19 protein-coding genes and 2 pseudogenes are annotated in these 26,425 nt (G+C 71.0%); 11 read left to right on the forward strand and 10 right to left on the reverse strand.

From position 1 onward, the window contains the following. Positions 1–269: 269 nt before the first annotated feature. Positions 270–1,694 (reverse strand): family 43 glycosylhydrolase, encoded by a 1,425-nt coding sequence (locus AQJ54_RS22370; RefSeq protein ID WP_062240516.1) that lies wholly within the window; start codon positions 1,692–1,694, stop codon positions 270–272. Between the two features lie 405 nt (positions 1,695–2,099). Here AQJ54_RS22370 and AQJ54_RS22375 point away from each other — a divergent pair, with 405 nt between their 5' ends. Next, entirely contained in the window at positions 2,100–3,533 is a 1,434-nt protein-coding gene (locus tag AQJ54_RS22375) for a glycoside hydrolase family 43 protein (RefSeq protein ID WP_062240147.1), read from the forward strand. A 225-nt stretch (positions 3,534–3,758) separates the two neighbouring features. Here AQJ54_RS22375 and AQJ54_RS22380 read toward each other — a convergent pair whose 3' ends face one another. The 3 genes from AQJ54_RS22380 to AQJ54_RS22390 are packed head-to-tail and all read right to left on the reverse strand — an operon-like array spanning position 3,759 to position 5,161. Next, positions 3,759–4,013, reverse strand: coding sequence for a hypothetical protein (locus AQJ54_RS22380; RefSeq protein WP_211278571.1), 255 nt, complete (start codon positions 4,011–4,013; stop codon positions 3,759–3,761). A gap of 53 nt (positions 4,014–4,066) precedes the next feature. After that, positions 4,067–4,555, reverse strand: a complete 489-nt coding sequence (locus AQJ54_RS22385; protein WP_248845407.1) for a hypothetical protein — start codon at positions 4,553–4,555, stop codon at positions 4,067–4,069. Positions 4,556–4,567: 12 nt separating this feature from the next. Further along, positions 4,568–5,161 carry a hypothetical protein gene (locus AQJ54_RS22390; RefSeq protein ID WP_062020508.1) on the reverse strand — a complete coding sequence of 198 codons (594 nt, stop codon included), beginning with the start codon at positions 5,159–5,161 and terminating at the stop codon, positions 4,568–4,570. 136 nt (positions 5,162–5,297) lie between these two features. On the opposite strand from AQJ54_RS22390, the gene AQJ54_RS22395 reads away from it, so the two are divergent. The 3 genes from AQJ54_RS22395 to AQJ54_RS22405 all read left to right on the forward strand — a co-directional run bounded on the left by AQJ54_RS22395 (position 5,298) and on the right by AQJ54_RS22405 (position 8,549). Further along, complete coding sequence (locus tag AQJ54_RS22395) at positions 5,298–6,155, forward strand: AAA family ATPase (protein WP_062240518.1); 858 nt, start codon at positions 5,298–5,300, stop codon at positions 6,153–6,155. Beyond that, positions 6,152–7,498, forward strand: coding sequence for a vWA domain-containing protein (locus AQJ54_RS22400; RefSeq protein WP_062020515.1), 1,347 nt, complete (start codon positions 6,152–6,154; stop codon positions 7,496–7,498). The genes AQJ54_RS22395 and AQJ54_RS22400 overlap by 4 nt, the downstream gene beginning before the upstream one ends. A 76-nt stretch (positions 7,499–7,574) precedes the next feature. Continuing rightward, positions 7,575–8,549, forward strand: coding sequence for an NAD(P)-dependent alcohol dehydrogenase (locus AQJ54_RS22405; RefSeq protein WP_062240155.1), 975 nt, complete (start codon positions 7,575–7,577; stop codon positions 8,547–8,549). Between the two features lie 124 nt (positions 8,550–8,673). Here the strand turns inward: AQJ54_RS22405 and AQJ54_RS22410 are convergent, their stop codons facing one another. The 4 genes and pseudogenes from AQJ54_RS22410 to AQJ54_RS22425 all read right to left on the reverse strand — a co-directional run. Then, positions 8,674–9,036, reverse strand: a complete 363-nt coding sequence (locus AQJ54_RS22410) for a cupin domain-containing protein (protein ID WP_062020519.1) — start codon at positions 9,034–9,036, stop codon at positions 8,674–8,676. Positions 9,037–9,193: 157 nt separating this feature from the next. Beyond that, entirely contained in the window at positions 9,194–9,490 is a 297-nt protein-coding gene (locus AQJ54_RS22415) for a hypothetical protein (RefSeq protein WP_062240519.1), read from the reverse strand. A gap of 95 nt (positions 9,491–9,585) precedes the next feature. Then, on the reverse strand, positions 9,586–10,554 hold the full coding sequence (locus tag AQJ54_RS22420) for a pyridoxal-phosphate dependent enzyme (RefSeq protein ID WP_062240158.1): 969 nt from the start codon (positions 10,552–10,554) through the stop codon (positions 9,586–9,588). Between the two features lie 224 nt (positions 10,555–10,778). Continuing rightward, positions 10,779–11,405: pseudogene (locus AQJ54_RS22425) on the reverse strand (helix-turn-helix transcriptional regulator); the annotation flags it as partial. 215 nt (positions 11,406–11,620) lie between these two features. On the opposite strand from AQJ54_RS22425, the gene AQJ54_RS22430 reads away from it, so the two are divergent. The 3 genes from AQJ54_RS22430 to AQJ54_RS22440 all read left to right on the forward strand — a co-directional run bounded on the left by AQJ54_RS22430 (position 11,621) and on the right by AQJ54_RS22440 (position 17,012). Then, positions 11,621–13,381, forward strand: a complete 1,761-nt coding sequence (locus AQJ54_RS22430) for a glycoside hydrolase family 35 protein (protein WP_062240162.1) — start codon at positions 11,621–11,623, stop codon at positions 13,379–13,381. Then, entirely contained in the window at positions 13,378–15,762 is a 2,385-nt protein-coding gene (locus AQJ54_RS22435) for a beta-galactosidase (protein ID WP_062240164.1), read from the forward strand. Before AQJ54_RS22430 ends, AQJ54_RS22435 begins: the two co-directional genes overlap by 4 nt. A 182-nt stretch (positions 15,763–15,944) precedes the next feature. After that, entirely contained in the window at positions 15,945–17,012 is a 1,068-nt protein-coding gene (locus tag AQJ54_RS22440; protein ID WP_062240168.1) for a LacI family DNA-binding transcriptional regulator, read from the forward strand. Between the two features lie 22 nt (positions 17,013–17,034). On the opposite strand, the gene pdxR is transcribed toward AQJ54_RS22440, so the two are convergent. Next, positions 17,035–18,603 (reverse strand): MocR-like pyridoxine biosynthesis transcription factor PdxR, encoded by a 1,569-nt coding sequence (gene pdxR / locus AQJ54_RS22445; protein ID WP_079069968.1) that lies wholly within the window; start codon positions 18,601–18,603, stop codon positions 17,035–17,037. A gap of 21 nt (positions 18,604–18,624) precedes the next feature. Between pdxR and AQJ54_RS22450 the strand changes: the two genes are divergently transcribed. The 3 genes and pseudogenes from AQJ54_RS22450 (at position 18,625) to AQJ54_RS22460 (ending at position 23,075) form a co-directional block, all read left to right on the forward strand. After that, a complete protein-coding gene (locus AQJ54_RS22450) occupies positions 18,625–19,590 on the forward strand; it encodes a DMT family transporter (RefSeq protein ID WP_062240172.1) in 966 nt (321 codons plus the stop codon). A 56-nt stretch (positions 19,591–19,646) separates the two neighbouring features. Beyond that, a pseudogene (locus AQJ54_RS22455) lies at positions 19,647–21,833 on the forward strand (RICIN domain-containing protein). Between the two features lie 126 nt (positions 21,834–21,959). Continuing rightward, positions 21,960–23,075 carry a chitinase gene (locus AQJ54_RS22460; protein WP_062240178.1) on the forward strand — a complete coding sequence of 372 codons (1,116 nt, stop codon included), beginning with the start codon at positions 21,960–21,962 and terminating at the stop codon, positions 23,073–23,075. Positions 23,076–23,187: 112 nt separating this feature from the next. On the opposite strand, the gene AQJ54_RS22465 is transcribed toward AQJ54_RS22460, so the two are convergent. Continuing rightward, on the reverse strand, positions 23,188–23,892 hold the full coding sequence (locus AQJ54_RS22465) for a FadR/GntR family transcriptional regulator (RefSeq protein ID WP_062020540.1): 705 nt from the start codon (positions 23,890–23,892) through the stop codon (positions 23,188–23,190). A gap of 254 nt (positions 23,893–24,146) precedes the next feature. On the opposite strand from AQJ54_RS22465, the gene AQJ54_RS22470 reads away from it, so the two are divergent. Continuing rightward, positions 24,147–26,378, forward strand: coding sequence for an alpha-L-fucosidase (locus AQJ54_RS22470; protein ID WP_062240181.1), 2,232 nt, complete (start codon positions 24,147–24,149; stop codon positions 26,376–26,378). Positions 26,379–26,425 lie beyond the last annotated feature (47 nt).

A 26,425-nucleotide genomic window follows, 5' to 3' on the forward strand; every position in this document is an offset into this window, starting at 1 on the left:
TTCGGCCCACTGGGAGAGGTGTCGATTCAGCCCAGTCTGCGGTGCGAGTCGGTCGCTGTCTCCCCACGTGTCTACTGGGCCGACGGGCGGATGTGGGCCAGGCGCGCGTGTGTGCCGGGCAAAACCGGAGGGTGGTTCTGCCCGGTTCGGAGGGCGCCGATCGGGGTGGGAGAGGGAGGAACGCCGGCGCGGCAGGTGCCGGTTCGATCGGCAGCCCCGGCCCGATGGGGGTCGGAGCTGCCCGAGGGGTCACGGGACGCCGGGGTGAGTCACTGGGTGTAGAACGTGGCGTCGGCGCGGCCGGTTGTGGTGCTCACGGCCTGCACGTACAGCAGGTAGTCGTAGTGGCGGACGTAGCAGCCCGGCAGGTTGTACGACTCGTACGAGACCCCCGCCGAGTCCGCGAGACCGGACCGGGCGAAGAAGGAGGCGTCACTGGCGAACAGCGACGTCCCGTCGTTCTTCTCCACCCACACCTCGTTGTTCTTGTGGCGCAGGTAGTAGCCGGGGAAGTTGGCCGATTCCAGCGAGACGGTGCCGCTGCCGGCCAGTCCGGTGACGACACGGAACTGCGAGTCGGCGATCGGGGCGACGTTCGCCTCGATCCTGGCGCGGTACTCCCAGTGCCGGATGAACCGGTCGGGGAAGTTGTAGGACGAGAGCCGGATCGGGGTGAGACCGTCGGCGACGGGGATGCCGAAGTCGGGCGTGCCGTCGGCCTTCCAGTAGATCTTCTGGACACGGGTACGGCGGTTGGGATCGTTGAGCGGGGAACCGCTGATGTCCTTGTAGCTGCGGTCGTGGTAGACGAGGAGGTCCGAGGTTCCGTCCTCGGAGACCGTGAACTGGTTGTGCCCGGGGCCGTACTGGCTGGTGGCGGCGAAACTGGCGAAGACCGGGCCGGCGCTCTTGGCCCACGACGAGGCGCTGAGCAGGTCGGCCGAGGCGGACGCGGTCAGCATGCCCATGCAGTAGTTGGCGTCGGTGGCGCTGGCCGAGAAGGTCAGGAAGACCTTGCCGTTCCGCTGGATCACGGCCGGGCCCTCGTTGACGGTCTCGCCTCCTGCGGTCTCCCACGCGGCGGTCGGCCTGCTGAGCATGACCGGGGTGCCGGTGATGCTCCAGGGGCCGGCCATCCGGGCGAGGTAGATGTTGGTGCCGGGGCCGACGGCCGGGTCGTTCTGCGCCCAGGCGAGGTAGCGGGTGCCGTTCACGGTGAAGGTCGTCGCGTCCAGCGAGAAGGTGTCCAGCGGCAGCGCGATACGTCCCTTCTCCGTCCAGCTCCCCGTGACCGGGTTCGCGGCGGCGCACTCCAGGACGTAGGGGCGGATGTGCCAGATGTCGTTGGCATCACCGGCGGCGAAGTAGATGTACCACTTGCCGTCGATGAAGTGGATCTCCGGGGCCCAGATGTGTGCACCCATGGCACCGGCAGCGTGCTTGGTCCAGATGGTCGTCTCGGCGGCCGAGGACAGCCCCTGGATCGTGGTGGCACGCCGGAGCACGATGCGGTCGTACTCCGGCACCGTGGCGGTGAAGTAGTAGAAGCCGTCGGTGTGCTTGAAGATGTGCGGGTCGGCCCGCTGCTCGGCGATCGTGTTCCTGTACGTCACGCCCGGTGACGCCGGCACGGCGGCGTGGGCGGACCCGGCCGAGACACCGGTGACGGTGGCGGCCGCCGAGCCGGCGATGATGCCGAGCACCGATCGACGGGTGAGGGCAGGTCTCACGTATTGCTCCCTTTGGTACAGGCGGCGCAGAGAAGCCGGCCACTCAACGTCCGTCATTTCGAACGCCGTTCGCGAAATCGGCCAGAACGTAAGCCCTGTACTCACCCCTCGTCAACGCTTTGATCAGAGAAGGATGCGGCGAGTTCGTCGACGTGCAGCGCGAAGCACCTGTGGATGTCGGATGTATTGACGCGTCCCGGTTGCCACTCTTACTGTCTGCCCGATTCTGCGAACACCGTTCGCCATATCGAACGAAACCCTTCCGGATCGTGCGGCACCCGTCCCGCCCATTCCCCCCACCGAGAGTTCCCCGCCACCCCGCTCCTCCCCGCTTTGACGGTGGCACCTGCACGAAGACAGGAGATCCACATGTCCGCGCTCCGCGCCCGGCTGACGGTGATACTTCTCGCCGCCTGCCTCCTCTTCGCCGGCCAGACCCTGACCACACCCCAACAGGCCCAAGCAGCCGATCCGGGGTACCTGATGGTGCACTTCACGGGTGAGGGGGCGACCAACCAGCAGATGTACCTCTCGCACAGCACGGACGGCCTGCACTGGAACGACCTCAACGGCGGCGGAATGGTCCTGCGCTCCACCGTCGGCACGAAGGGGGTGCGTGACCCCGCGTTCGTGAGATCCCCCGACGGCAGCAAGTACTGGATCATCGCGACCGACCTGTGCATCAGTTGCGGGCAGGACTGGAACAGCTCCATCAACAACGGCAGCCGCAACCTGGTCGTATGGGAGTCGACGGACCTGGTCACCTGGTCGCAGCCGTGGCTGCTCAACGTCGCCGGCGCCATCCCCGACGGGCGCAACGCCTGGGCGCCCGAGGCGATCTTCGACCCTGAGACCAACGACTACGTCCTGTACTGGGCGACCAACGTGCCCCTCAACGGCAAGACGAAGCACCGCATCTACTACGCCCGCACCAGCGACTTCCGCACCATCACCACCCCGCAGACCTACATCGAGCGTCCCGGCGCGCAGGAGATCATCGACACCCAGATCATCGAGATGCCGGCCGGAGTGGGCAGCTACCGCTATGTGCGGGCCTCCGGTGACGGCCAGATCACCCTCGAGGGCAGCAACTCCATCCTCGGAACCTGGACCCGGCTCGGGGACCTCTCCGGCATCGGCCTGACCGGGTCGATGGTCGAGGGCCCGATGTGGATGAAGTTCAACGGCACCAACAAGTGGGCGCTCTACCTCGACCAGTACGCCACCAGCGGCGGCTACATGCCGGTCCTGACGACCGACCCCTCCGATCCCGCCAGCTACCAGAAGCAGGCGTCGAGCAGCTACAGCATGGGCGGCACGAAGAAGCGCCACGGCTGGATCATGAACCTGACCGCCGCCGAGGAGAGCCGCGTGCTCGCCCGCTGGCCCAACACCCCCGCGCAAGGGCTCCAGTCGTACAACTTCCAGGACCGGTACGTGCGCCAGTCCAACTTCGACGTGCGCATCGACCCGAACGTCAGCCCCGTCGAGGACTCCCAGTTCCGGCTGCGCCCCGGCCTCGCGGGCACCGGCACCGTCTCCTTCGAGTCGGTCAACTACCCCGGCTACTTCCTGCGCCACGCCAACTACGACTTCCAGCTCGTGCGCAACGACGGCAGCAGCCAGTTCGCCGCGGACGCCACCTTCCGTAAGGTCGCCGGCCTCGCCGACGCCGGGTGGTCCTCGTTCCAGTCGTACAACTACCCCGACCGCTACATCCGCCACTACGCCTACGAACTGCGCCTCGATCCGATCACCACCTCGACGGGACGCAGCGACGCCACCTTCCGCGTGACCAGCTGACCCCACGCCGAGGGGACCGGGGACGCCCGCACGGCACCGGGATGTGACTGCTGCCGGCCCAGCTCCGCCAGGGGGGCGAGCAGCACATCCCGGAGCGGGTCGGCGGCTCCCCGGTCGCCAAGCCCGGCTGATGTCCGTGCAGGGGCGGATCCGCTGCCGGACATGCGCCTGGGGCCACCCGACGTCGTGGGCCCAGGACACCGACCGACTCGCCGCCGTCCCTCGTCAGTGGGCCGTGCCGAGCGACGCGAGCCACTCCGGGAAGCTCGCGGACACGATCTCGAAGTCCGCGGGCTCCAGATCACCGAGGCCCGAGGAGAACACGGCGGAGTCCGGATCGTCGGTCCGCACGAGGAATCCGCGACCTCCGCCGTCGTCGCCCACGAGGAGGAACCCCGGTGCGTACAGGGCGACTTCGTAGGTGGCGTTGCGTTCACCTACGTCCTCGCTCGAATACACCGTGACGCCCGACCCGGCCACCGTCCGGAGGACATCGGCGGGCGTCCCTGCCGTCGGCCCCGCACCCGGATCCGTCACCGTGCACGACCCGTGAGGGCGGCGAGTCGGGCGGACCACTCGCGTTCGGACAGGGCGAGGGCGCCCTCCAGCGCCTCGACGAGCGCGGTCCGGCTCACCGACGCCTCCGCCGATTCACTCCGGGCCACGGCCCCCTGGCCGGGTTCGCCTTCTTCGCGTATCCGGCAGGTGAGGTGCACCAGGTCCCCGTCGGGCGACGCGAACGCGATCACCTGGTCCGTGCACTCGCCCCACTCCAGGAACTCCCACCGCGCGAGGTCCTCCCCCGAGGGCGAAGTACTCCCTGCCGGCCACGGGCTCGGCGTGCGAAGGCGAGCGAGTTCGTCCTTGAGCTTCTTGACCAGGAGCGGTGGATAGAAGGCGTTGTCCCAGGTGTTCACGTGGACTCCGCCGACGAAGACGTCCACGCACAGCAGACTCGGATCCTGCTCCACGTGGAACTCCAGGGCGAAACCGGCCCGCGAACCGAACAGCACGACGATCATCGCCTCCCCACGTCAGCTGTAGACGATCGGGCAGCCCCGCCGCAGGGAGTGTTCGGCCGCGCGGAGGTACAGCGCCACGTAGAACGCCGCGTCCAGGTCCTCGGCCCACGGGCCCGGCCTGGCGGCAGCCACCCGCTCCGCGTCGCCTTCCAGGAACCAGAAGGTCAGGTCGAGGTTGTCGCAGGTCGCCGGTATCTCGTCCAGGGGCAGTCGCACCGCCTCGGCGAGCCGCCGCGTCAGGTCGAGCACCTGGGGTGCTCCGGCGATCACCGTGGTGTCCGAGTAGGAGGACTCGACGGGCAGTTCGATCTCCTCGTCGAGCGAGACCGGCACCAGCACCGACCAGTCGAGGAGGGTCTCCGGCTCGGAGGGCCCGAGACGGGCGCGGGCCAGCCGCACGAAGCCGTCGATGGGCGGCACCAGCTTCTCCTCGAACCGCGTCCCCGATCCGCGGACGAACTCCGTGTCCTCGGGCACGGACTCGTACGACGGCAGCCCCCTGCGGCGCAGCTCCTCGTTCAACCCCGTGGAGACGGCCGCGCGGCCCTCCTCCTCGTCGGTGTCGAACCACTCCTGCGCCCCCACGCTCACCAGATAGATCCCCATGCCCCGAAACGTACAAGGCACCACTGACAACGCCCCCGCGTCACGGGTTCCAGCGACTGCCGCCCCGTGACAGAAGCGGTGAACAAGCGCTTAGATAGTAGGGAACCGCGTTCACGCCGAGCTGGAGGCCCCGTTGCTGTTCACATCCGTCGACGACGTCTCCGCACGCCTCGCGCAGACCGGCTACCTCGCCTCCCCCGCCGTCGCCACCACCGTCTTCCTCGCCGACCGGCTCGGCAAGCCGCTCCTCGTCGAGGGCCCCGCCGGGGTCGGCAAGACGGAGCTGGCCAAGGCCGTGGCCGAGGTCGCCGGCGCCCGGCTGGTGCGGCTCCAGTGCTACGAGGGCGTGGACGAGTCCCGGGCGCTCTACGAGTGGAACCACGCCAAGCAGCTGCTGCGCATCAGCGCCGGCCGGGACGAGACCTGGGACGAGACGCGCACCGACATCTTCAGCGAGGAGTTCCTGCTCTCCCGGCCCCTGCTGACGGCGATCCGCGGCGACGAGCCCAAGGTCCTGCTGATCGACGAGACGGACAAGGCGGACGTCGAGGTCGAGGGACTCCTCCTGGAGGTGCTGAGCGACTTCCAGGTCACCGTCCCCGAGCTGGGCACGATCACCGCCTCCCGCCGCCCCTTCGTCGTCCTCACCTCCAACGCCAGCCGCGAACTGTCGGAGGCCCTGCGCCGCCGCTGCCTGTTCCTGCACATCGGGTTCCCGGAGCAGGAGCTGGAGCGGCGGATCGTACGGCTGAAGGTGCCTGGGCTCGACGAGACCCTGGCCAGGTCCGTGGTGCGGGTGGTGGGAGCGCTGCGCGCGATGGACCTGCGCAAGGTGCCCTCGGTCGCCGAGACCATCGACTGGGCCCGCACCCTCCTCGCGCTCGGCGCGGACCACCTCGACGAGACGGTCGTACGGGACAGCCTGGGCGTGCTTCTCAAGCACCAGGAGGACATCCTCAAGGCCGGGGCCAAGCTCGACCTGGACGCGGTGTGAGCACCGCCGAGCGGCTCACTTCCCTGGTCGGCGCCCTGCGCGCGCACGGCGTGCGCATCGGCACCGGCGAGACGGTGGACGCCGCCCAGGCGGTCGAGGCGCTGGGCCTCGCGGACCGGGAGCGGTTGCGCGAGGGGCTGGCCGCGACGCTGCTGCACGGCACCGCGCAACGGCGGGTGTTCGACCCGGTCTTCGACCTGTACTTCCCGCGGGGCGTCGGCGCCCCCGACACCCGTCCCGCGGACCGGGAGGAACTGCGCGAACGTCTCGCCCGGGCCCTCGCCGCCAACGACGAGGCCCTCATGGCCCGGCTCGCCGCCGAAGCCGTCGACGGGTTCGGCGGATACGGCAACTCGCCCTCGTCGGACGGCTGGTCGTCCTACCAGACCCTCGACCGGCTGCGTCCGCAGACCCTGCTCGCCCGCGTCCGGGACGAGGTGCGGGGGCGGCAGGACGGGTCCGGGTTCACGGACCGGTTGCTGGAGGACGAGATCCGGCGGCGCATCGAGGCGTTCCGGGCCCTGGTGGCGGCGGAGGCCCGGCGGCGGGTGGCGGAGCGCCGGGACCGGGACGAGATCGCACGCCGGGCGGTGGCCCCGACGACCGACCGGGTCGACTTCCTGTTCGCCGGGAAGGACCGGCTGGCAGAACTCCGGCGCACGGTCCAGCCGTTGGCACGCAAGCTGGCCACCCGGCTGGCGGCCCGCCGCCGCCGTGCCGCGCGGGGCAGCATCGATCTGCGGCGGACACTGCGCGGTTCGCTGTCGACGGGCGGGGTGCCGATGAAGCCGGTGCTGCGCAGGCGCCGGCCGGCCCGGCCCGAACTGGTGCTGCTGTGCGATGTGTCGGGCTCGGTGTCGGGGTTCTCCGACTTCACGATGCTGCTGGTGCAGGCGCTGCACGACCAGTTCAGCAAGGTTCGGGTGTTCGCCTTCGTCAACCGGCTCGACGAGGTCACCGGGCTGCTGCGGCACGGAGCGGCCGACCCGGAGGGACTCGGCGCCCGGATCCGGGCCGAGGCCACGCTCACCGGCTGGCACGGCAGCAGCGACTACGGCGTCGCACTGGGCGAGTTCGCCTCGCGGTACGGGTCCGCCCTGAGCCCGCGCACGACCGTCTTCGTGCTCGGTGACGCCCGCACCAACATGAGCGACCCGAACCTGTCCGCCGTACGGGAGATCACCGAACGGGCCCGCCGCGTCCACTGGTTGAACCCGGAGGCGCGGGCGCAGTGGGGCACGGGCGACTCGGCCGCGTACGAGTACGCCGAGTTGGTGGACATGCACGAGTGCCGGAACGTACGGCAACTCAGCGCGCTGGTGGGGCGACTGCTGCCGATCTGACCCCTCCCCCGAACAACCCGACCGGTTTCCGATGGCGGGTCTGTTCCCTACGCTCCGCAGTGACGGAGGGGGTCGCATGAAGGCAGTCGTCCAGGATGGCTACGGCTCGGCGGACACACTGGAGTTGAGGGAGGTCGACCGGCCGGTGCCGGGGGCCGGCGAGGTGCTCGTGCGCGTGCACGCGGCGTCGGTCAACGCCTACGACTGGCACTACCTGCACGGCGATCCCAGGATCGCCCGGCTGTCGCTCGGGATGCGCTCACCGAAGGTCCGGATCCGGGGCCGGGACTTCGCGGGCCGGGTGGCGGCGGTCGGTCCCGGCGTCGAAGGCCTGCACCCCGGGGACGAGGTGTACGGCGAGGCGGACGGCACGTTCGCGGAGTTCGTGTGCGCCAAGGACGGCGAGACGGACCTCAAGCCCGCCGGCCTCAGCTTCGAGCAGGCGGCCGCGATCCCCCTGGCCGCGAACACCGCGCTGATCGGCCTGCGGGACGTGGCCGGGCTCCGGGCCGGCCAGTCCGTGCTGGTGAACGGCGCCTCGGGCGGGGTGGGCAGCTTCGCCGTACAGCTCGCCAAGGCGTACGGCGCCGAGGTGACCGCGGTGTGCGGCGCGCGCAATGTCGAACTGGTCGGATCGCTCGGGGCCGATGACGTCGTCGACTACACGCGGGAGGACTTCGCCCGCGCCGGTCGCCGTTACGACGTCGTGCTGGATCTGGTCGGCAACCGCTCACTCGCCGACCTCCGGCGCGCGACGGCTCCCTCGGGGACCGTCGTCCTCTCCGGAGGGGGCGTGTTCGAGGGCGGCAGTCTCCTGGGCCCGGTGCGGCTCATCGTGCGCGGCCGCCTGGCCTCCCCCTTCGTGCGTCAACGCGTGCTCCCGCTCACGGCGAAGGCGAGCAAGGCGAATCTGGCCGTGCTGCGGGAGCTCGTCGACGCCGGCAGGATCGCCCCGGCCGTCGAGCGGATGTACCCGCTGAGCGAGGCGGCCGAGGCCATCCGGCATCTGGAGGTGGAGCACGCGCGAGCGAAGATCGTGATCACGGTGTGAGGTCGCGGGGCTCGGCAACGACCTGCGCGACGACCGCCCGGGACGGGGCCCGTCCACCGCTCGTCGGCCTGGTCCCGCCACCGCCGTTCGCGCAGTCGCGCCACCGCTCCTTCGCGCGGTCCCTTCACCGCTCCTTCGCGTAGTCCCTCGCCATGCCGCCCGCGAAGTCGTAGACCACGCACTGCTCGTCGCCCACGACCCAGGCGTCATGTCCTGGAGACACCACGAAGATGTCCCCGGGGCCCAGTTCGCGCTCTCCGCCGCCCTCGTCCATCAGGATGTGCATACGGCCCGAGACCACGTAGCCGTTGTGGTGGACCTCGCAGCTCTTGGTGCCCGCGATCGGCGCCACCGACTCCGACCAGCGCCAGCCGGGCTCGAAGGTGCCCACGGCGAAGTCCAGCCCGCTCATGTGGACCGCTTCCAGGTGGCCCCGCGGGAAGTCCCGGCGCTCGTCCGGCTTGTCGAGCGTCTTCACCTCGAACATGACGGATCTCCCTTCCGGCCGTGTCGGTACGGCCAGGGCCGGTCTCCGTCTCCCACCCGTCCCGGGCGGCACCGGCGGGGCCGGTCCCACGCCTCCATCGTCCGCCTGTCCAGCCAGGGCCGCCATTCGGGTGACCCACGGGGAGAAGTCGTCCGTATCAGGTCGTGGGGTGGCGGCGGGCCCGGAGCCATTGGACGCCCTTCACGGCGTAGACAGCGGTCATGAGCGGGAAGCCGGCGAGGCTGAGCCAGAACCAGGACTCCCCGGCCACGAGTCCCAGCAGGCCGCCGCCGAGGAGGAGCAAGGAGCCGACGGCGTCCAGCAGGTCGAGGCGCGCCTTGAAACGCCCCTCGGAGTCGGCTTCCCGCAGTCGACTAAGGACCGCGAAGAGGACGAGGACCTGCCATGAGAACAGAACGAGAAAGATCCAGTCGAACCAGCCGGGTATGCCCACGGCGTGCACTCTATGGCCGCATGAAACCCCACGGAGCAAGATTCAAAAGACGTGCCCTGGCCGCAGCCGGAACTCCGGCCCACCGGCACCGACCCTCACGCCCCGCACAACCGCACGAACCGCTCCGCATCCACGTTCCCGCCCGAGACAATCACCCCCACCCGGCCCGGAAGACCCCTCACCCGGCCACTGAGCAACGCGGCCAGCGCACTCGCGCCGCTCGGTTCGACGACGATCTTCAGGCGCTCGAAGGCGAACCGCATGGCGTCCCTGATCTCGTCGTCGGAGACGAGCGCGATCTCGTCGACCAGTCGGCGGTTCACCGAGAACGTCAGCTCGCCCGGTGTGTGCAGGGCCTGTCCGTCGGCGATGGTCTTCGGGACCGCGATGCTGACGCGCCGCCCCGCCTCCAGGGAGCGTCGGGTGTCGTCGCCGGTCTCCGGCTCGACCCCGATCATGCGGATGCCCGGATACCGACCCTTGGCCGCGGTCGCGCTCCCCGCCATCAGTCCACCGCCCCCGACCGGCGTCAGCAGGGCACCCAACTCACCTGTCTCATCGAGGAGTTCCAGAGCAGCCGTGCCCTGTCCCGCCATCACGTGCGGGTGTTCGTACGGCGGGATGAGCGCCAACCCCCGCTCGGCGGCGAGGGCCTCGGCGATGGCCACGCGGTCGCCGGTGTAGCGGTCGTAGGTCACGATCTCGGCGCCGTAGGCCTCGGTGGCCGCCCGCTTGGACTCCGGGGCGTCCTCGGGCATCACGATCACGGCGGTGGTGCCGAGCTCTCGGGCGGCCAGCGCGACGGCCTGGGCGTGGTTCCCGGAGGAGTAGGCGGCGATGCCTCGCGCCAGCTGGTCGGGGGAGAGCCGGGAGGCCGCGTTGTAGGCGCCGCGGAACTTGAAGGCGCCGACCCGCTGGAAGTTCTCGCACTTGAGGTGGACCTCGGCGCCGACCAGCGCGTCGAGGGTGCGGGAGCGCAGCACCGGCGTGCGGTGGGCGACCCCTTTGAGCCGGGCGGCCGCGTCCAGGACGTCGTCCAGGGTGACCGGTGGAATGCTCGTCACGAATGCCCTCCCTCGTTGACCCGGTCCCGAGCCTCGTCCCCATCGTTCGCCCAGTCTCCAGCGGCGTCCCGCACCCGGCCCCGAGCCCCTTCTCCAACCCCGGCCCGAGCACCTTCTCCAACCCCGCCCCGGCCCCCTTCCCGAGCCCCGTCTCGACCCCCTTCCCGAGCCCCGTCGCGGGACCCGTCCCGACCCCCGTCGCGGGACCCGGTTAGGGGCTGTTTCCGGGACTGGGACAGATAGCTGTACGCGGAGGCCCGCGAGATCCCGAGCCGTCCCGCCACCTGCTCGATCGCTCGCCGCACCGCGAACACGCCCCGCTCGTCCAGGCTGCGGAACAGGTCCAGGCGCCCGGCGCGGTCGAGCAGCGCCCACGACTGGTGCCGGTGCGCGTCGAGCATGACGTCGACGACCGAGTCGATGTCGTCTCTGAAGGTGGTGACCGGAGGTTCGGCTGGGACCGCGCCGCCGATCCCGGCCAGCGCTCCCAGCAGGGCGTGGACCTCGCTCGCGGCGCCGACGTCGACATTGACGCACAGGGCGCCGAAGACCGCGCCCGAGGAGTCCCGCAGCAGCATCGTCGACGACTTGACCAGCTTGCCGGTGTCGGTCCGGGTGACATAGTTCAGCTCGTCGGCGGCCTCGTCGCCGCGGGCGACCATGCGCAGGCCGATCTGGCTCATGGCCCCGCCCACCGAGCGCCCGGTCACCGCGCCGGCGAGGGCCACGACCGACTGCTCCGGTCTCCGGTAGTCGTGCAGCACCACCTCGCACACCGGCCCGAAGGTCGCCGCGATCCCGTCGACGACCGGTCTGAGCGCGGCAAGGATCGCGTCCCGCTCGGCCTCCATCACACGCCTCCTGTCTCCGTCAGCGGATCTAGACTACCAATCCAATCGCTGGACCAACAGTCCAATCACCTTCGCCCCCCTGGCGCGTCGAAAGATCTTGACGGCCCTTGAGTTACCGGTAACATCGACACCCACGCGCACGCTCGTCAGCTCGTCAGCCCGTCCGCAGCACCCGACTCCCCCTGAACTCCCGCCCCTTCGAAGGGATGCCCCGCATGCCCGCTCTGACGACGTCCACCGACGGTTTCCTGCTGCACGGCGAACCGTTCCGGATCCTCTCCGGAGCCATGCACTACTTCCGGATCCACCCCGACCAGTGGGCCGACCGGCTGCGCAAGGCCCGGCTGATGGGTCTCAACACCGTCGAGACGTATCTGCCGTGGAACCACCACCAGCCCGAACCCGGCACCCTCGTCCTGGACGGCTTCCTCGACCTGCCCCGCTGGCTGCGCCTGGCCCAGGAGGAGGGGCTCCAGGTGATCCTGCGTCCGGGCCCGTTCATCTGCGCCGAATGGGACGACGGCGGGCTGCCGTCCTGGCTGCTCGCGGACCCCGACATCCGGCTGCGCACCAGCGACCCGCGCTTCACCGGCGCGTTCGACGGCTACGTGGACCTGCTGCTCCCGGCCCTGCGGCCGTATCTCGCCGCGCACGGCGGTCCGGTGATCGCCGTCCAGGTGGAGAACGAGTACGGGGCCTACGGCGACGACACCGCGTACCTCAAGCACGTCCACCAGTCGCTGCGTGAACGGGGTGTCGAGGAGCTGCTGTTCACCTGCGACCAGGCCAACCCCGAGCACCTGTCGGCCGGCACGCTGCCCGGCACGCTCGCCACCACGACCTTCGGCAGCCGGGTCGAGGAGAACCTCGCCGCGCTCCGCGCCCACCAGCCCGAAGGGCCGCTGATGTGCGCGGAGTTCTGGATCGGCTGGTTCGACCACTGGGGCGGCCCGCACCACGTGCGCGACGCGGCCGACGCCGCCGCCGACCTGGACCGGCTGCTCGCGACCGGCGCCTCGGTCAACATCTACATGTTCCACGGCGGCACCAACTTCGGCTTCACCAACGGCGCCAACCACAAGCACGCCTACACCCCCACCATCACCTCCTACGACTACGACGCGGCCCTCACCGAGAGCGGGGACCCCGGCCCCAAGTACCACGCGTTCCGGGAGGTCATCGCCCGCCATGCCGGCGTCCCGGAGGAACCGGCCCCGGCCCCCGCGCCCAAACTCCCCGTCACCGACGTCGACTTGGACCACCGGGCGCCGCTGCTGCCGTACGTCCGCGGCCTCGCCGCTGTGCGCACCGGGCACCCGGCGACGATGAACGAACTCGGGCTGCGCTCGGGGTACGTGCTGTACCGCACCACGCTCCCCAACTCCGGTGAGGGCCTGCTGCACTTCGCGGGCGGGGTCGGTGACCGCGCCCTGGTGTTCGTGGACGGTGCCTGCCTCGGCGTACTGGAGCGGGAGCGCCACGACGAGACGCTGGTGGTGCGGGTGCCGCACGCCGGTGCCGTCCTTGAGGTGCTCGTGGAGAACATGGGCGGCGTCAACTACGGGCCGCGCATCGGCGCGCCCAAGGGGCTGCTCGGCCCGGTCTCCTTCCAGGGGACCGCGCTGGAGGGCTGGGAGGCCCGCCCGGTGCCGGTGGACGATCCGGCCGCCGTGCCGTTCGGGGCGTACGAGACGGGCCCCTCCGCCGGACCCGCCTTCCACCGGGGCACCTTCGAGGTGGTCACGCCCGCCGACACCTTCCTGGCCCTGCCCGGCTGGACCAAGGGACAGGCCTGGGTCAACGGCTTCCATCTCGGCCGGTACTGGAACCGTGGCCCGCAGCACACCCTGTACGTGCCCGCGCCGGTCCTGCGCCAGGGCTCCAACGAGCTCGTCGTCCTCGAACTGCACGCCACCACCGCCACCCGTGCCCGGCTCACGGACAGCGCCGACCTCGGCCCGGAGAACACCTGGTGACCCGCGCTCACCGACTGCGCGTCCCGGCGCCCGCCGCTCCCCCGCTCACCGGTCACCTGCCCTTCACCGACGCGCCGGGCGCGGCCGACCCGATCGAGGTCACCAGCCGCTGGCTCACCCGCGGCGGCCGCCCCTGGTTCCCGGTGTCCGGCGAGTTCCACTACTCCCGCTACCCCGCCGGGGAGTGGGAGGAGGAGCTGCTGAAGATGAAGGCGGGCGGGGTCACCGCCGTCGCGAGCTACGTCATCTGGATCCACCACGAGGAGATCGAGGGACACGTCCGCTTCGACGGCGACCGCGATCTGCGCCGCTTCGCCGAGCTGTGTGCCCGGCACGGCCTGGACTTCGTCCCCCGCATCGGCCCCTGGTCGCACGCGGAGGTCCGGGGCGGCGGTCTGCCCGACTGGGTGCTGGCCCGCGACTGCGAACCCCGCACCGACGACCCCGCGTATCTGGCGGCGGTACGGCCCTGGTTCGCGGCGATCGCCGAGCAGTTGAAGGGCCTGGACCGCGCGCACGGCGGCCCGATCGTGGCGATCCAGATCGAGAACGAGCTCTACGACCAGCCCGGCCACCTGCTGACGCTGAAGCGGATGGCCCAGGAGGCCGGCCTGAGCGCACCCCTGTGGACCTCGACCGCCTGGGGAGGGGTGCGACTCCCGCCGGACGAACTGCTCCCGCTGTACGGCGGCTACACCGAGGCCTTCTGGACCGAGGCCGACGGCCGCTGGCCCGACACCTGTCGCAAGCACTTCTTCTTCACCCACCAGCGCGACGACGAGGGCATCGGCTCCGACCTGCGCCCGGTGACGGTGCGCGGCAGCGAGCCGGACGCCTTCGCGGACCGGTTCCCCTGGGCCACCTGCGAGTTGGGCGGCGGCATGGCGGTGTCGTACCACCGCCGGCCGTACGTCGATCCGGACGACATCGGCGCGCTCGGCCTCACCAAGATCGGCTGCGGTTCGGTCTGGCAGGGCTTCTACATGTTCCACGGCGGCACCAACCCGCCGGGCGAGCTCAGCACCCTCCAGGAGTCGCACGCCACGGGCTATCCGAACGAGCTGCCGGTGCTGACGTACGACTTCCAGGCGCCGCTCGGCGAGTACGGCCAGTACCGGCGCACGTATCACGAACTCCGGCTCCAGCACCTGCTGTTGGCGGACTTCGGGCACCTGCTCGCCCCCATGGAGTCGGTGCTCCCCGGGGAGCGTCCCGCCGGGCAGTTCGACCGGGACACCCTGCGGTGGGCCGTGCGCGGGGACGGCGCTTCGGGCTTCCTGTTCGTGAACAACCACCAGCCGCACGAGCCGCTCCCGGAGCACCCGGAGACGACGTTCACGGTCGAATTCGCCGGTGGGAGAGGTGAGTTGACGCTGCCCAGCACTCCCGTCACCGTTCCGCCCGGCGCCTACTTCTGCTGGCCGCTGCGGATGGAGCTGGCCGGACTGCGGCTGGAGTGGGCCACCGCCCAGCCGGTGTGCCGGCTCGACGTCGGGGGCCGTACGGTCCTGGTGCTGGCAGCCACCGACGGCATCGCGCCCGAACTCGCCCTGGACGCGGACACGGTGGCGTCGGTGAGCACGCCCACGGGCGATGTCGTACCGGTCGGCGAGCGACTGCTGGTGACCGGGCTGCGGCCCGGCACCGACGCCCTCGTGGAGGTGGAGACCGCCGACGGCGGCCGGGCCGGACTGCTGGTCCTTGACGCGGCAACGGCCCGTACCGCTTACCGGGGTACGGCCTGGGGCGCGGAACGGCTGGTGCTGAGCACGGACGGTGTGGTCTTCGACCGGGACGAGGTACGGCTGCACGCCACGGGGACCGCGACGTCGTTCGCCGTGCTGCCGGCGCCGGAGCGGGCGCCCGTGGTGGACGGGGTGGCGGCGGAGGCGGTCACCGACGGCGTGTTCACGCGTTACGCGGTCCCGTCGGACTCGGGCGACGAGGTCCCCGCCGTCGAGGTCACGCTGGTCAGGCCCGCCGGGGCCGCCCCCGAGGCGGTCACCGGGGTCCAGGGCCGGGCGAGCGTCCCGGCCGACAAGTACTTCGACACCGTGGCCGCCGAGTACCGCATCGAGGTGCCGGACGGGCTGCCGCCGGGGACGCTGCTGCGGCTGCACTGGCACGGGGACGTCGGACGGGCGTACGTGGGCGGGACCCTCGTCGCCGACCAGTTCTCCGCGGGGCGGGTCTGGGACATCGGCGTGGACCGGCTGCCCGCGAAGGCGGTGCGGGGCGAGGGACTGCGGGTGCGGGTGCTGCCGTTGCACGCGCGGGCGCCGGTCCAGCTGCCGGAACAGGCGTGCGCCGAACGGGAGACGGCCGCCGTCACACACGCCGAGTGGATCATCCGGCGCACCCGGAAGGTCCGGACCGGCTGACCTGCCGGGAGTCCGGATTCCCGGTCCCGGCCCGCCTATGCTGAGCCACCGGGTGGGCCGGGGCCGCCGTACCGACGCCACCGGCACTGCCGTCCCGGCTGCCGTCGTACCCCCGCCGTCGTCCGGTCATGTCGAGAAACCAGCCGCACCCACACCCCCCACCAGGTCGAGGAACCGCCACCATGAGCCCAAGCGCCGCCGAAGGAGCCGTGCCGAAGGGGCGCAGCCGACGGAACTTCGCGGGCTCGCGCCCGGTGATGGACGACGTGGCCCGGCTGGCGGGTGTCTCCAAGCAGACCGTCTCCCGGGTGCTGAACGAGCATCCGTCGGTGCGGCCCGAGACCCGCGAGGCGGTGCTGACGGCCATGCGGACCCTCGGCTACCGGCCCAGCCGCAGCGCCCGGTCGCTGGCCAGCGGGCGGACCCGGATGCTCGGGGTCATCTCCTTCGACGCGGCCCGCTACGGGCCTGCCGCCATCCTCACCGCGATCAACACGGCGGCCCAGGAGGCCGGTTACCTGCTGAGCTCCATCGCCCTCGACACGGCCGAGCACGACACGGTCGTCGAGGCGGTGGGCCGGCTCTCGGCCGAGGGCGCGGACGGCGTGATCGCCATCGCCCCGCAGTTGTGGGTGGGGCACGCCCTGGCGGACGCCCGGTTCGACACCCCGCTGGTGGTGCTGGAGAACGGCTTCGACCCGGAGACCGAGGAGATCACCGGCGGCTCGCGGGAGGGCGCCCGCATGGCCACCGAGCATCTGCTCGGGCTCGGGCACCCGACCGTCTGGCACATCGCGGGCCCGAGCGGCTGGACCTCGGCCGACCACCGCCTGGAGAGCTGGCGCTCGACGCTGGCGGCGGCCGGTGCCCGGGTCCCGGAGCCGCTGTTCGGTGACTGGAGCTCCGACTCCGGCTACCACCTGGGCCGACGGCTGGCCCGGCGCACCGACGTCACCGCGGTGTTCGTCTCCAACGACCAGATGGCCCTCGGCGTCCTGCACGCCTTCCACGAGGCGGGCCGCTCGGTGCCGGGCGAGGTCAGCGTGGTGGGGTACGACGACATCCCCGAGGCCGCGCATCTGCTGCCGCCGCTGACGACCGTGCGCACCGACTTCGCGGAGATCGGCACGCGCTCCCTGCGGCTCCTGCTGAGCCGCATCGACGGCGGCACGCGGCCACCTCGCCCCGAGACCCCGATCCCGGTCGATCTCGTGGTCCGCGCGAGCTGCGGGCCGGCGCCCGGCCGCTGAGCCGGGGACCTGGGGCCGTCAGTCAGCCCTGGGCCAAGCCGTGCAGGGCCTCGCCCACCAGCGCGACGCCCTCCTCGATGTCGTGTGCGGCGCCCGCCGCGTAGCCGAGCACCAGGCCGGGCGGGCCGGGGGTGAGCCGGTGCCAGGACAGGGGGTGCACCTTGACGCCCCGGGCCAGCGCGGCCGCGGCGAGGTCGGTGTCCCGCAGGCCGGTCCCCCGGTCGTCGAAGGTGACCATGAGGTGCAGACCCGCGGCGGCTCCGTGGACGCGGGCGCCGGGCAGCCGGGCCCGGACGGCCCGCAGCATCGCGTCCCGCCGCCGGCGGTGGCGCAGTCGGACGTGGCGCAGATGGCGTTCCAGCTCGCCGGATTCCATCAGCCGCGCGAGAACCAGCTGGGCGAGGACGCCGTTGCCGAGATCGGCGTACCGCTTCGCCCGCACCACGGCGTCCAGCCGGTCCGGCGGCACCAGCAACCAGCCCACCCGGAGCGCGGGCGCGAGGAGTTTGGAGACGCTGCCCGCGTAGCAGACCCCGTCGGGCAGCAGCGAGCGCAGGGCCGGGACGGGCGGCCGGTCGTAGCGGTGCTCGGCGTCGTAGTCGTCCTCGATGACGACCCCTCCCCCGGCGGCCCAGCTCAGGAGTTCGCGACGGCGTTCCCCGTCGAGGACGACGCCGGTGGGGAACTGGTGGGCCGGGGTCGTCAGGACCGCCCGGGCACCGCTCGCGCGCAGGGCCCCGACGTCGAGTCCGCCCGCGTCCACGGGGACGGGGACGACGGTGTGGCCGCCGTACTCCAACTGCTGGCGCGCTCCGAGCGATCCGGGGTCCTCGACGGCGACGCGGTGGACGCCGTCCTCCCGCAGCAACCCCCCGAGGAGGGCGAGGGCCTGCGCCACCCCGGCGACCACCACGACCTCGTCGGGGTCGGCGCGGATGCCGCGGTTGCGGGCCAGCCAGCCGACGACGGCCCGGCGCAGGGCAAGGGCACCTCGCGGGTCGCCGTAGCCGAAGTCGGCCGGGGTGACGCCCGCGAGGACGGCCCGCTCGGCGCGCACCCAGGCGGTGCGGGGGAAGGCGGCGAGGTCCGGGAGGCCCGGGGAGAGGTCGATACGGCACGGCAGGGCGCGCAGGGTGTCGACGACGCCGTCACGGGCGGCCGACGCGAAGAGGGCCGGGCCCGGTCCGGCGGCGTCGGGCGCGCTGTCGCGAGGTGCAGCGGGAGTGACACTCTCCCGCGGTGCGGCGGGCGCGGCGGGCGCGGCCACGACGACGGTGCCGAGCCGGCCGCGGCCCGCGATCTGGCCGGATTCGCCGAGCCTGCGGTAGGCCTCGGTGACCACGCCCCGGGTGACGCGCAGTTCACCGGCGAGGACCCGGCTGGCGGGCAGCCGGGTCCCGACCGGGAGCCGGCCGTCGGCGATGGCCGCCCGCAACCGGTCGGCGAGCCAGGCGGTACGGCCGCCGGCCGGCGCCTGTCCGATGTCCAGCTGGAGGAAGTCCGAGCCCGCGGCCGCGTCGGCGCTCTGCGCGTTGGACCCGGTTTTGGACCCCTCGGACGATGACTTCGTGGACCTGCCCATGGCGTCCATTGTGCGGGCAGGGTGGGCGGTATGGACACACCTTCGACCTCGTTGACCCAGTTGGTCCCCGGCATGATCGGGATGATCCTGGTGGGGAGCAGCGTCAGCGTCTCGCACACCCTGGTGGACGCCCCGCTGTTCACCACCCAGGCGGTCCGGTACCTGGCCGCGGCCGTGATCCTCGTCCTCCTCGCCCGGCTCGCCGGCGTCCGGCCGGTGCGGCCGCGCGCCCGGGAGTGGCTGTGGCTGACCGGGCTCGCCGTCACCGGTCTGGTGCTGTTCAACGTGGCCGTGGTCCGGGGCGTCGCACACGCGGAGCCGGCGGTGATCGCCGTGGCGGTGGCGTGCGTACCGCTGGTGCTCGGGGTGGTGGGACCGCTGCTGGAGCGGCGCAGGCCGAGCCGGCAGGTGCTGATCGCGGCACCCGTGGTGATGGCGGGCGCGGTGCTGGTGGAGGGGACGGGCCGCACGGACGCGGCCGGGGTGGCCTGGGCGGGCCTTGCCCTGGGGTGCGAGGCCGCGTTCACGCTGCTCGCGGTGCCGGTGCTGGCACGCCACACGCCCTGGGGGGTGTCGATCCACGCGACATGGATCGGCGGTGTGCTGCTGGCCGTTCTCGGCGGGCCAATCGAAGGACCCACCGCTGTACGGGAGGTGACGGCGAGTCAGTGGGCTGCCGCCGGATACCTCACGCTGATGGTGACGGCGGTCGCGTTCGTCCTGTGGTACTCGACGGTCCGCGCGGTCGGGGCCGGACGGGCCGGGCTGCTCACCGGCATCGCGCCCCTGGCCGCGGCGGTCGTGAGCGCGGTCTCGGGCACGGGGACTCCGGGGCCCTCGGTGTGGCTGGGCATCGCGGTGGTGATCGTGGGTCTGGTCGTCGGCCTGCGACCCGTTCCTGCGCGAGTCGTCGAGACGTCTCCGGCATCGACGGCCGCCAAGCCCCTTCCCTCAAACCTTACTTCACCTCTTGACGCAAGTGGTCCATACCTTTAGGTTCCGGGGGCAGCCAGACACCTCGCACCACCTCACCCCCACGAAGGGCTCCGTGCATGCCCACCCGCACCCGCCTCCGCGGATCCGGCGCCGCCGCGCTCGTCACGGCGGCCGCCGCGTCGCTTCTGACGTTCACCCCCGCACCCGCGAGCGCCGCCACCGCGATCCCCACCGGCTTCTCTACTGTCATGAACGCGGCAAGCGGTCGCTGTCTCGACGCCCGATCGGCCGGCACCGCCAACGGCACCGCCGTCCAGCAGTACGCCTGCAACGGCACCACGGCCCAGCAGTGGCGTCTCACCGCCACGAGCGACGGTTACGTCCGCATCGACAACCGCAACAACACCAGCCAGGTGGTGGACGTCGCCGACGTCTCCACCGCCGACAGCGCGCCCGTGCATCTGTGGACCTACGGCGGCGGCGCCAACCAGCAGTGGCTGCCCGTCGACGAGGGCGGCGGCGCGTACCGGTTCGTCAACCGCAACAGCGGCAAGTGCCTGGACGATCCGGGTGCCTCGACCGCCGACAGCGTGCAGTTCGTGCAGTACACGTGCAACGGCAGCGCGGCCCAGCGCTTCCAGGTGGTCCCGGTGACCCCGGCGGCCGGCGACCCGGACCTAGGCCCGAACGTGGTGGTCTTCGACCCCTCCATGTCGTCCTCGACGATCCAGTCGAGGCTGAACTCGATCTTCCAGCAGCAGGAGACCAACCAGTTCGGCTCCCAGCGCTACGCCGTCCTGTTCAAGCCGGGTTCCTACACCGCGGACGCGAACGTCGGCTTCTACACCCAGGTCGCCGGACTCGGCCTGACGCCGGACGCGGTCACGATCAACGGCGCGGTGCACGCGGAGGCCGACTGGTTCCAGGGCAACGCGACGCAGAACTTCTGGCGCGGCGCCGAGAACCTCTCCGTCAACCCCGTGAACGGCAGCGACCGTTGGGCCGTCTCCCAGGCCGCCGCCTACCGCCGCATGCATCTGCGGGGCAACCTCGCCCTGGACGACAACGGCTGGTCCAGCGGCGGCCTGCTCGCCGACACGAAGATCGACGGACAGGTCAACTCGGGCAGCCAGCAACAGTGGTTGACCCGCAACTCCCAGCTCGGCAGCTGGACCGGGTCCAACTGGAACATGGTCTTCGTCGGCAGCCAGGGCGTCCCCGGCACCAGCTTCCCCAACCCGCCGTACACCACGGTCGCGTAGACCCCGGTCAGCCGCGAGAAGCCCTTCCTGTACGTCGACGGCGACGGCTCCTACAAGGTGTTCGTGCCGTCGGTGCGGTCCAGTTCGACGGGCACCAGCTGGGCCGGCGGCTCCCCTTCGGGCAGCTCCCTGTCACTGGACACCTTCTACGTCGTGAAGCCGGGCGCGAGTGCAGCGGACATCAACGGGGCTTTGGCGGCGGGCAAGAACCTCCTGGTCACCCCTGGTGTGTACCACCTGAACCAGACGCTCCAGGTGAACCGCGCCAACACCGTCGTCCTCGGTCTGGGCCTCGCCACCTTCGTCCCGGACAACGGCGTCACCGCTATGAAGGTGGCCGACGTCGACGGCGTGAAGGTCGCGGGCCTCCTCTTCGACGCGGGCACCGTCAACTCGCCGACCCTGATGGAGGTGGGGCCCGCCGGCTCCGCCGCCTCCCACGCCGCGAACCCGACCTCCCTGCACGACGTGTACTTCCGCGTCGGCGGCGCGGGCGTGGGCAAGGCGACCACCAGCCTCGTGATCAACAGCGACAACGTGATCGGCGACCACATGTGGATCTGGCGCGCCGACCACGGCAGCGGCGTCGGCTGGAACACCAACACCGCGGACACCGGCCTGATCGTCAACGGCGACGACGTCACGGCGTACGGCCTGTTCGTCGAGCACTACCAGAAGTACCAGACCGTCTGGAACGGCAACGGCGGCCGCACGTACTTCTACCAGAACGAGATGCCCTACGACCCGCCCAACCAGGCGGCCTGGACGAACGGTTCGACGCAGGGCTGGGCCGCCTACAAGGTCGCCGACTCCGTCACCAGCCACCAGGCCTACGGCCTCGGCAGCTACTGCTACTTCAACGTGAACCCTGGTGTGGTGGCCGAGCGGGCCATCGAGGCCCCGAACAGGACCGGCGTGCGCTTCCAGAGCATGGTGACGGTCTCCCTCGGCGGCACCGGCACCATCCGGCACGTGGTGAACGGCACCGGCGGCCCGTCCAACTCCGCGACCAACGTGGCGAATCTGACCAGCTACCCGTAGAGCTCCGCCCTCCGGCCGCCCCCGCATCGACGGGGGCGGCCTCCCCGGCGCCCCACCCCCGAGGACCGGCGTCCCCCACCCCCAAGGACCGGCGTCCCCCCACCCCTTCAAGGAGCGTGCTCACCCATGTCCTTCTCCCCGCGCGCAGGCCGCCTAGCGGTCCTCGCCGCCCTTGCCTGCGTGCTCACCCCGCTGTGCACGGTGACTCCCGCCCACGCCGCCTCCGGGACCATCACCGGCCTGGCCGGCAAGTGCGTCGACGTGGCGGGCGCGTCCGCCGCCAACGGCACGGCCGTACAGCTCTACGACTGCAACGGCACCGGCGCCCAGGTCTGGTCGAACCCCGGCGACGGCACCCTGCGGGCGCTCGGCAAGTGCCTGGACGTCGTGGACCGCGGCACCGCCGACGGCGCGGCCGTCCAGCTGTGGGACTGCTCGGGCGGCGCCAACCAGCAGTGGGTGGTCTCCGGCGCCCGGGACATCGTCAACCCGGCCGCGAACAAGTGCCTGGATGTGCGGGACAACAACAGCGCCAACGGCACCCGCCTGCAGATCTGGACCTGTTCCGGCACCGCCAACCAGAAGTGGAACGCGCCCGCAAGCGGCGGCGGCAGCCAGCCGTCCGGATTCGTCGTCAGCGAGGCGCAGTTCAACCAGATGTTCCCGGGCCGCAACTCCTTCTACACCTACAGCGGCCTGGTGGCGGCACTGAGCGCCTATCCCGGGTTCGCGAACACGGGCAGCGACACGGTGCGGAAGCAGGAGGCCGCCGCCTTCCTCGCCAATGTCAGCCACGAGACCGGCGGTCTGGTCCACATCGTCGAGCAGAACACCGCCAACTACTTGCACTACTGCGACGCCGGGCAGCCGTACGGCTGCCCGGCCGGACAGGCCGCGTACTACGGGCGCGGACCCATCCAGCTGTCGTGGAACTTCAACTACAAGGCGGCGGGCGACGCGTTGGGGATCGATCTGCTGGGCAACCCCTGGCTGGTGCAGAACGACTCCGCCGTGGCCTGGAAGACCGGTCTCTGGTACTGGAACACCCAGTCCGGCCCCGGCACCATGACCCCGCACAACGCCATGGTGAACCAGGCCGGGTTCGGCCAGACGATCCGCTCCATCAACGGGTCCCTGGAGTGCGACGGCCGCAACCCGGCCCAGGTGCAGAGCCGGGTCGACGCCTACAACCGGTTCACGTCGATCCTCGGGGTCGCTCCCGGGGGCAACCTGTACTGCTGACAAGGGAGTTCGCGCCGGTACCGGGTCCGCCCGGTACCGGCGTCACGCGTCGTGCGTCACGCGTCGTGCGTCACGCGTCGTGCGTCACGCGTCGTGCGTCACGCGTCGTGCGTCACGCGTCGGCTTCGGCGTCGGCCTCCAGGTGGGCCCGCAGCCACTCCTCGGTGTTGCTGACGTGCACCAGCGCGGTGGCCTGGCTGAGCGTGGCGTCCCGGCGGGACAGGGCGGCGAAGATCGCCTCGTGCTCGGCCAGGGTGCGGCCCGCGGCCTGTGAGTCGACCAGGCCACGCCAGATCCGGGCCCGCAGGGTACGGCCGGAAATGCCCTCCAGGAGCGTGAGCAGGGACTCGTTGCCGGTGGCCGAGACGACCGCGCGGTGGAACGCGGCGTCATGGGCGTTGAGCAGTTCGACGTCCTCGCGCGCCTCGCGCATGGCGTCCAAGTGCTTCTTGACCTCGGCCAGTTGCTCGTCGGAGATGCGGGTCGCGGCGAGCGCGGTGGCCATCGGTTCGAGGAGCCGCCTCACCTCCATCAGGTCCCGCAGGGCTCCCGAGTCGCCCTGGAGGAGTTCCACCGCGCCGCCGAGACCCTCCAGCAGCAGGCTGGGCTGGAGGCTGGTGACGTAGGTGCCGTCGCCCCGGCGCACCTCCAGGACCCGGGCGACCGCCAGGGCCTTGACCGCCTCGCGGGCGAGGTTGCGGGACAGGCCCAGCTGCGCCGCGAGGTCCGGTTCCGGCGGCAGTTTCGAGCCGGGAGGCAGCGCACCGGAACGGATCAGTTCCCGGATCTGCTCGATGGCCTTGTCCGTCAGGGACACCCCGAACTCCTTCCGCGGCCGTTCAGCGATGTTGATGATACGTCCCGGCTCGACAGGTCTACGCCAAAGCGCGATTCATGTGATGTCTAGGAGCTTGGAAACGGGCCATAACCGCTCAAATAGACATTACCGCCGGTCAAACTCAAGTATTCATCCCTGCACGCGTGTTGACACGGACCGGACACAGGGCCGACCTTCATCCGTAACATCCGGCTTCCGGGTCTCCGTGTCCCCCTCCGCACCAGGGATGTCCCATGCCCAGTTCGCTCAGCAGACGTCAGTTCGTCGCCGGCGCCACGGCCGTCGTGGCGGCAGCGGTCACCGCCGACGCCTTCACCGCCGGCCGCGCCCTGGCCGCCCCCACCACGTACACCGCTTCGTGGAACTCCGTGAACCAGCATTCGGCGGCCCCCGAGTGGTTCCGCGACGCCAAGTTCGGCATCTACTTCCACTGGGGCGTCTTCAGCGTTCCGGCGTACGACAGCGAGTGGTACCCGCGCAACATGTACATCAGCGGGAGCAACGCCAACACCCATCACAAGGCCACCTACGGCGACCCCTCGGTCTGGCCGTACCACAACTTCATCAACGGGGCGAAGGACCTGGCGGGCAACACCGTGCAGTTCGCCCCGAAGCTCAAGTCGGCGGGCGGCGCCTTCGACCCGAACGAGTGGGCGCAGCTGTTCGTGGACGCCGGAGCGAGATACGCCGGCCCGGTCGCCGAGCACCACGACGGCTTCTCCATGTGGGACAGCCAGGTCAACGAGTGGAACTCGGTGAGCAAGGGCCCCGGCCTGAACCTGCTGCGGCTGTTCACCGACGCCATCCGCGCAAAGAACCTGAAGCTGCTCGTGGCCATGCACCACGCCTACAACTTCAACGGCTACTACGACCACGCCCCCGCGCAGACCGACGCGAGCCTGAAGAAGCTCTACGGGCAGCTGGGTTCGACGGCCGAGAACCAGCTCTGGTACGACAAGCTCAAGGAGGTCATCGACCGGGCGCAGCCGGACATCCTCTGGCAGGACTTCGATCTCAGCGCGGTCGACGAGCAGCAGCGGCTCAACTTCCTGTCGTACTACTACAACCAGGCCAACTCCTGGGGCAAAGAGGTGGTCGCCACCTACAAGGACGGGTTCGACAGCCACGGCGAGGTCTTCGACTACGAGCGCGGCGGCCCGGGCGACCTCACCGACCCCTACTGGCTGACCGACGACAGCATCTCCAGCTCGAGCTGGTGCTACACCCAGGGCATCGGCTACTACTCCACCCAGCAGATGCTCCACGCGCTGATCGACCGGGTCAGCAAGAACGGCAACATGCTGCTCAACATCGCGCCCATGGCCGACGGGACCATCCCGCAGGGCCAGAAGGACGTCCTGCTGGCCATCGGCGACTACCTCAAGCGCTTCGGGGAGTCGATCTACGACACCCGGGCGTGGACGGCGTACGGCGAAGGCCCCACGAAGATGGGCGGCGGAGCCTTCACCAACCCGACCGCCGGCACGGCCCAGGACATCCGCTTCACCCGGAACAAGGCGAACACCGTGCTGTACGCCACCGTCCTCGGCTGGCCCGGCAGCTCCCTGACCATCAAGACGCTCAACTCCTCCCGGATCAAAGTCACTTCACTCCAGTCGGTCCAGTTGCTCAACTCGACCGCCGGTACCTACACCACTCTGGCGACCCCGACCCAGAGCGCGAGCGGTCTCACGGTCGCCCTGCCGTCGTCGGCACCGTTCAGCGCCAACGCGTACGTGCTGAAGCTGACCTTCAGCGGCCAGATACCCGGCCTGCGACCGGTGGCCGGAGCCGTGACCTTCCAGGATGTCAACTACGCGGGCACCGGCACCGTCCTCGGGATCGGCGACTACACCGCCGACGCCCTGGCCCTGGCAGGACTCGGCGCGGGCACCCTGTCCTCGCTGCGGCTCGCCCCTGGCCACCAGGTGATCGGCTACTCCGGTGACAACTTCACCGGCACCGCGTGGACCTTCACCGCCGACAACGCCGATCTGCGCACCACCGGCAACAACGACGCGGTGACGTCGCTGAAGGTGCAGTTCAACCCGTCGACGTACTTCCAGGTCCTCAACGTCACGAACGGGCTGGCGCTGGACAGCGGCGGCAATGTGGCCTCGGGCTCCAATCTCAAGCAGTGGGCCTGGGACGGCAGCCCCAACCTCCAGTGGCAGGCGGTCGAGGTCGGCGGCGGCTACTACAAGCTGGTCAACCGCACCAACGGCATGGTCGCCGACGGCTGGGGCACGACGGACAACGGCTCCCCCGCCCGCGAGGCCGCGTGGAACGGCGGCAGCAACCAGCAGTGGCAGATCACCCATCGCGGAGACGGCCGCTACTCGATCGCCAACCGCACCACCGGCCTCGTCCTGGACGGCGGCGGCAACGTGTCGTCCGGCTCGGTCACCAAGCAGTGGACGTACGGCTCCAGCACCAACCTGCTGTGGACGTTCACCGCCCAGTAGCAAGGGGCGGCCAAGCGCGAGGGGCGGGCCCGGAACGCGGCCCGCCC

Origin of the sequence: Streptomyces griseorubiginosus (assembly GCF_001514195.1) — a bacterium.
GTDB lineage: Bacteria > Actinomycetota > Actinomycetes > Streptomycetales > Streptomycetaceae > Streptomyces > Streptomyces griseorubiginosus.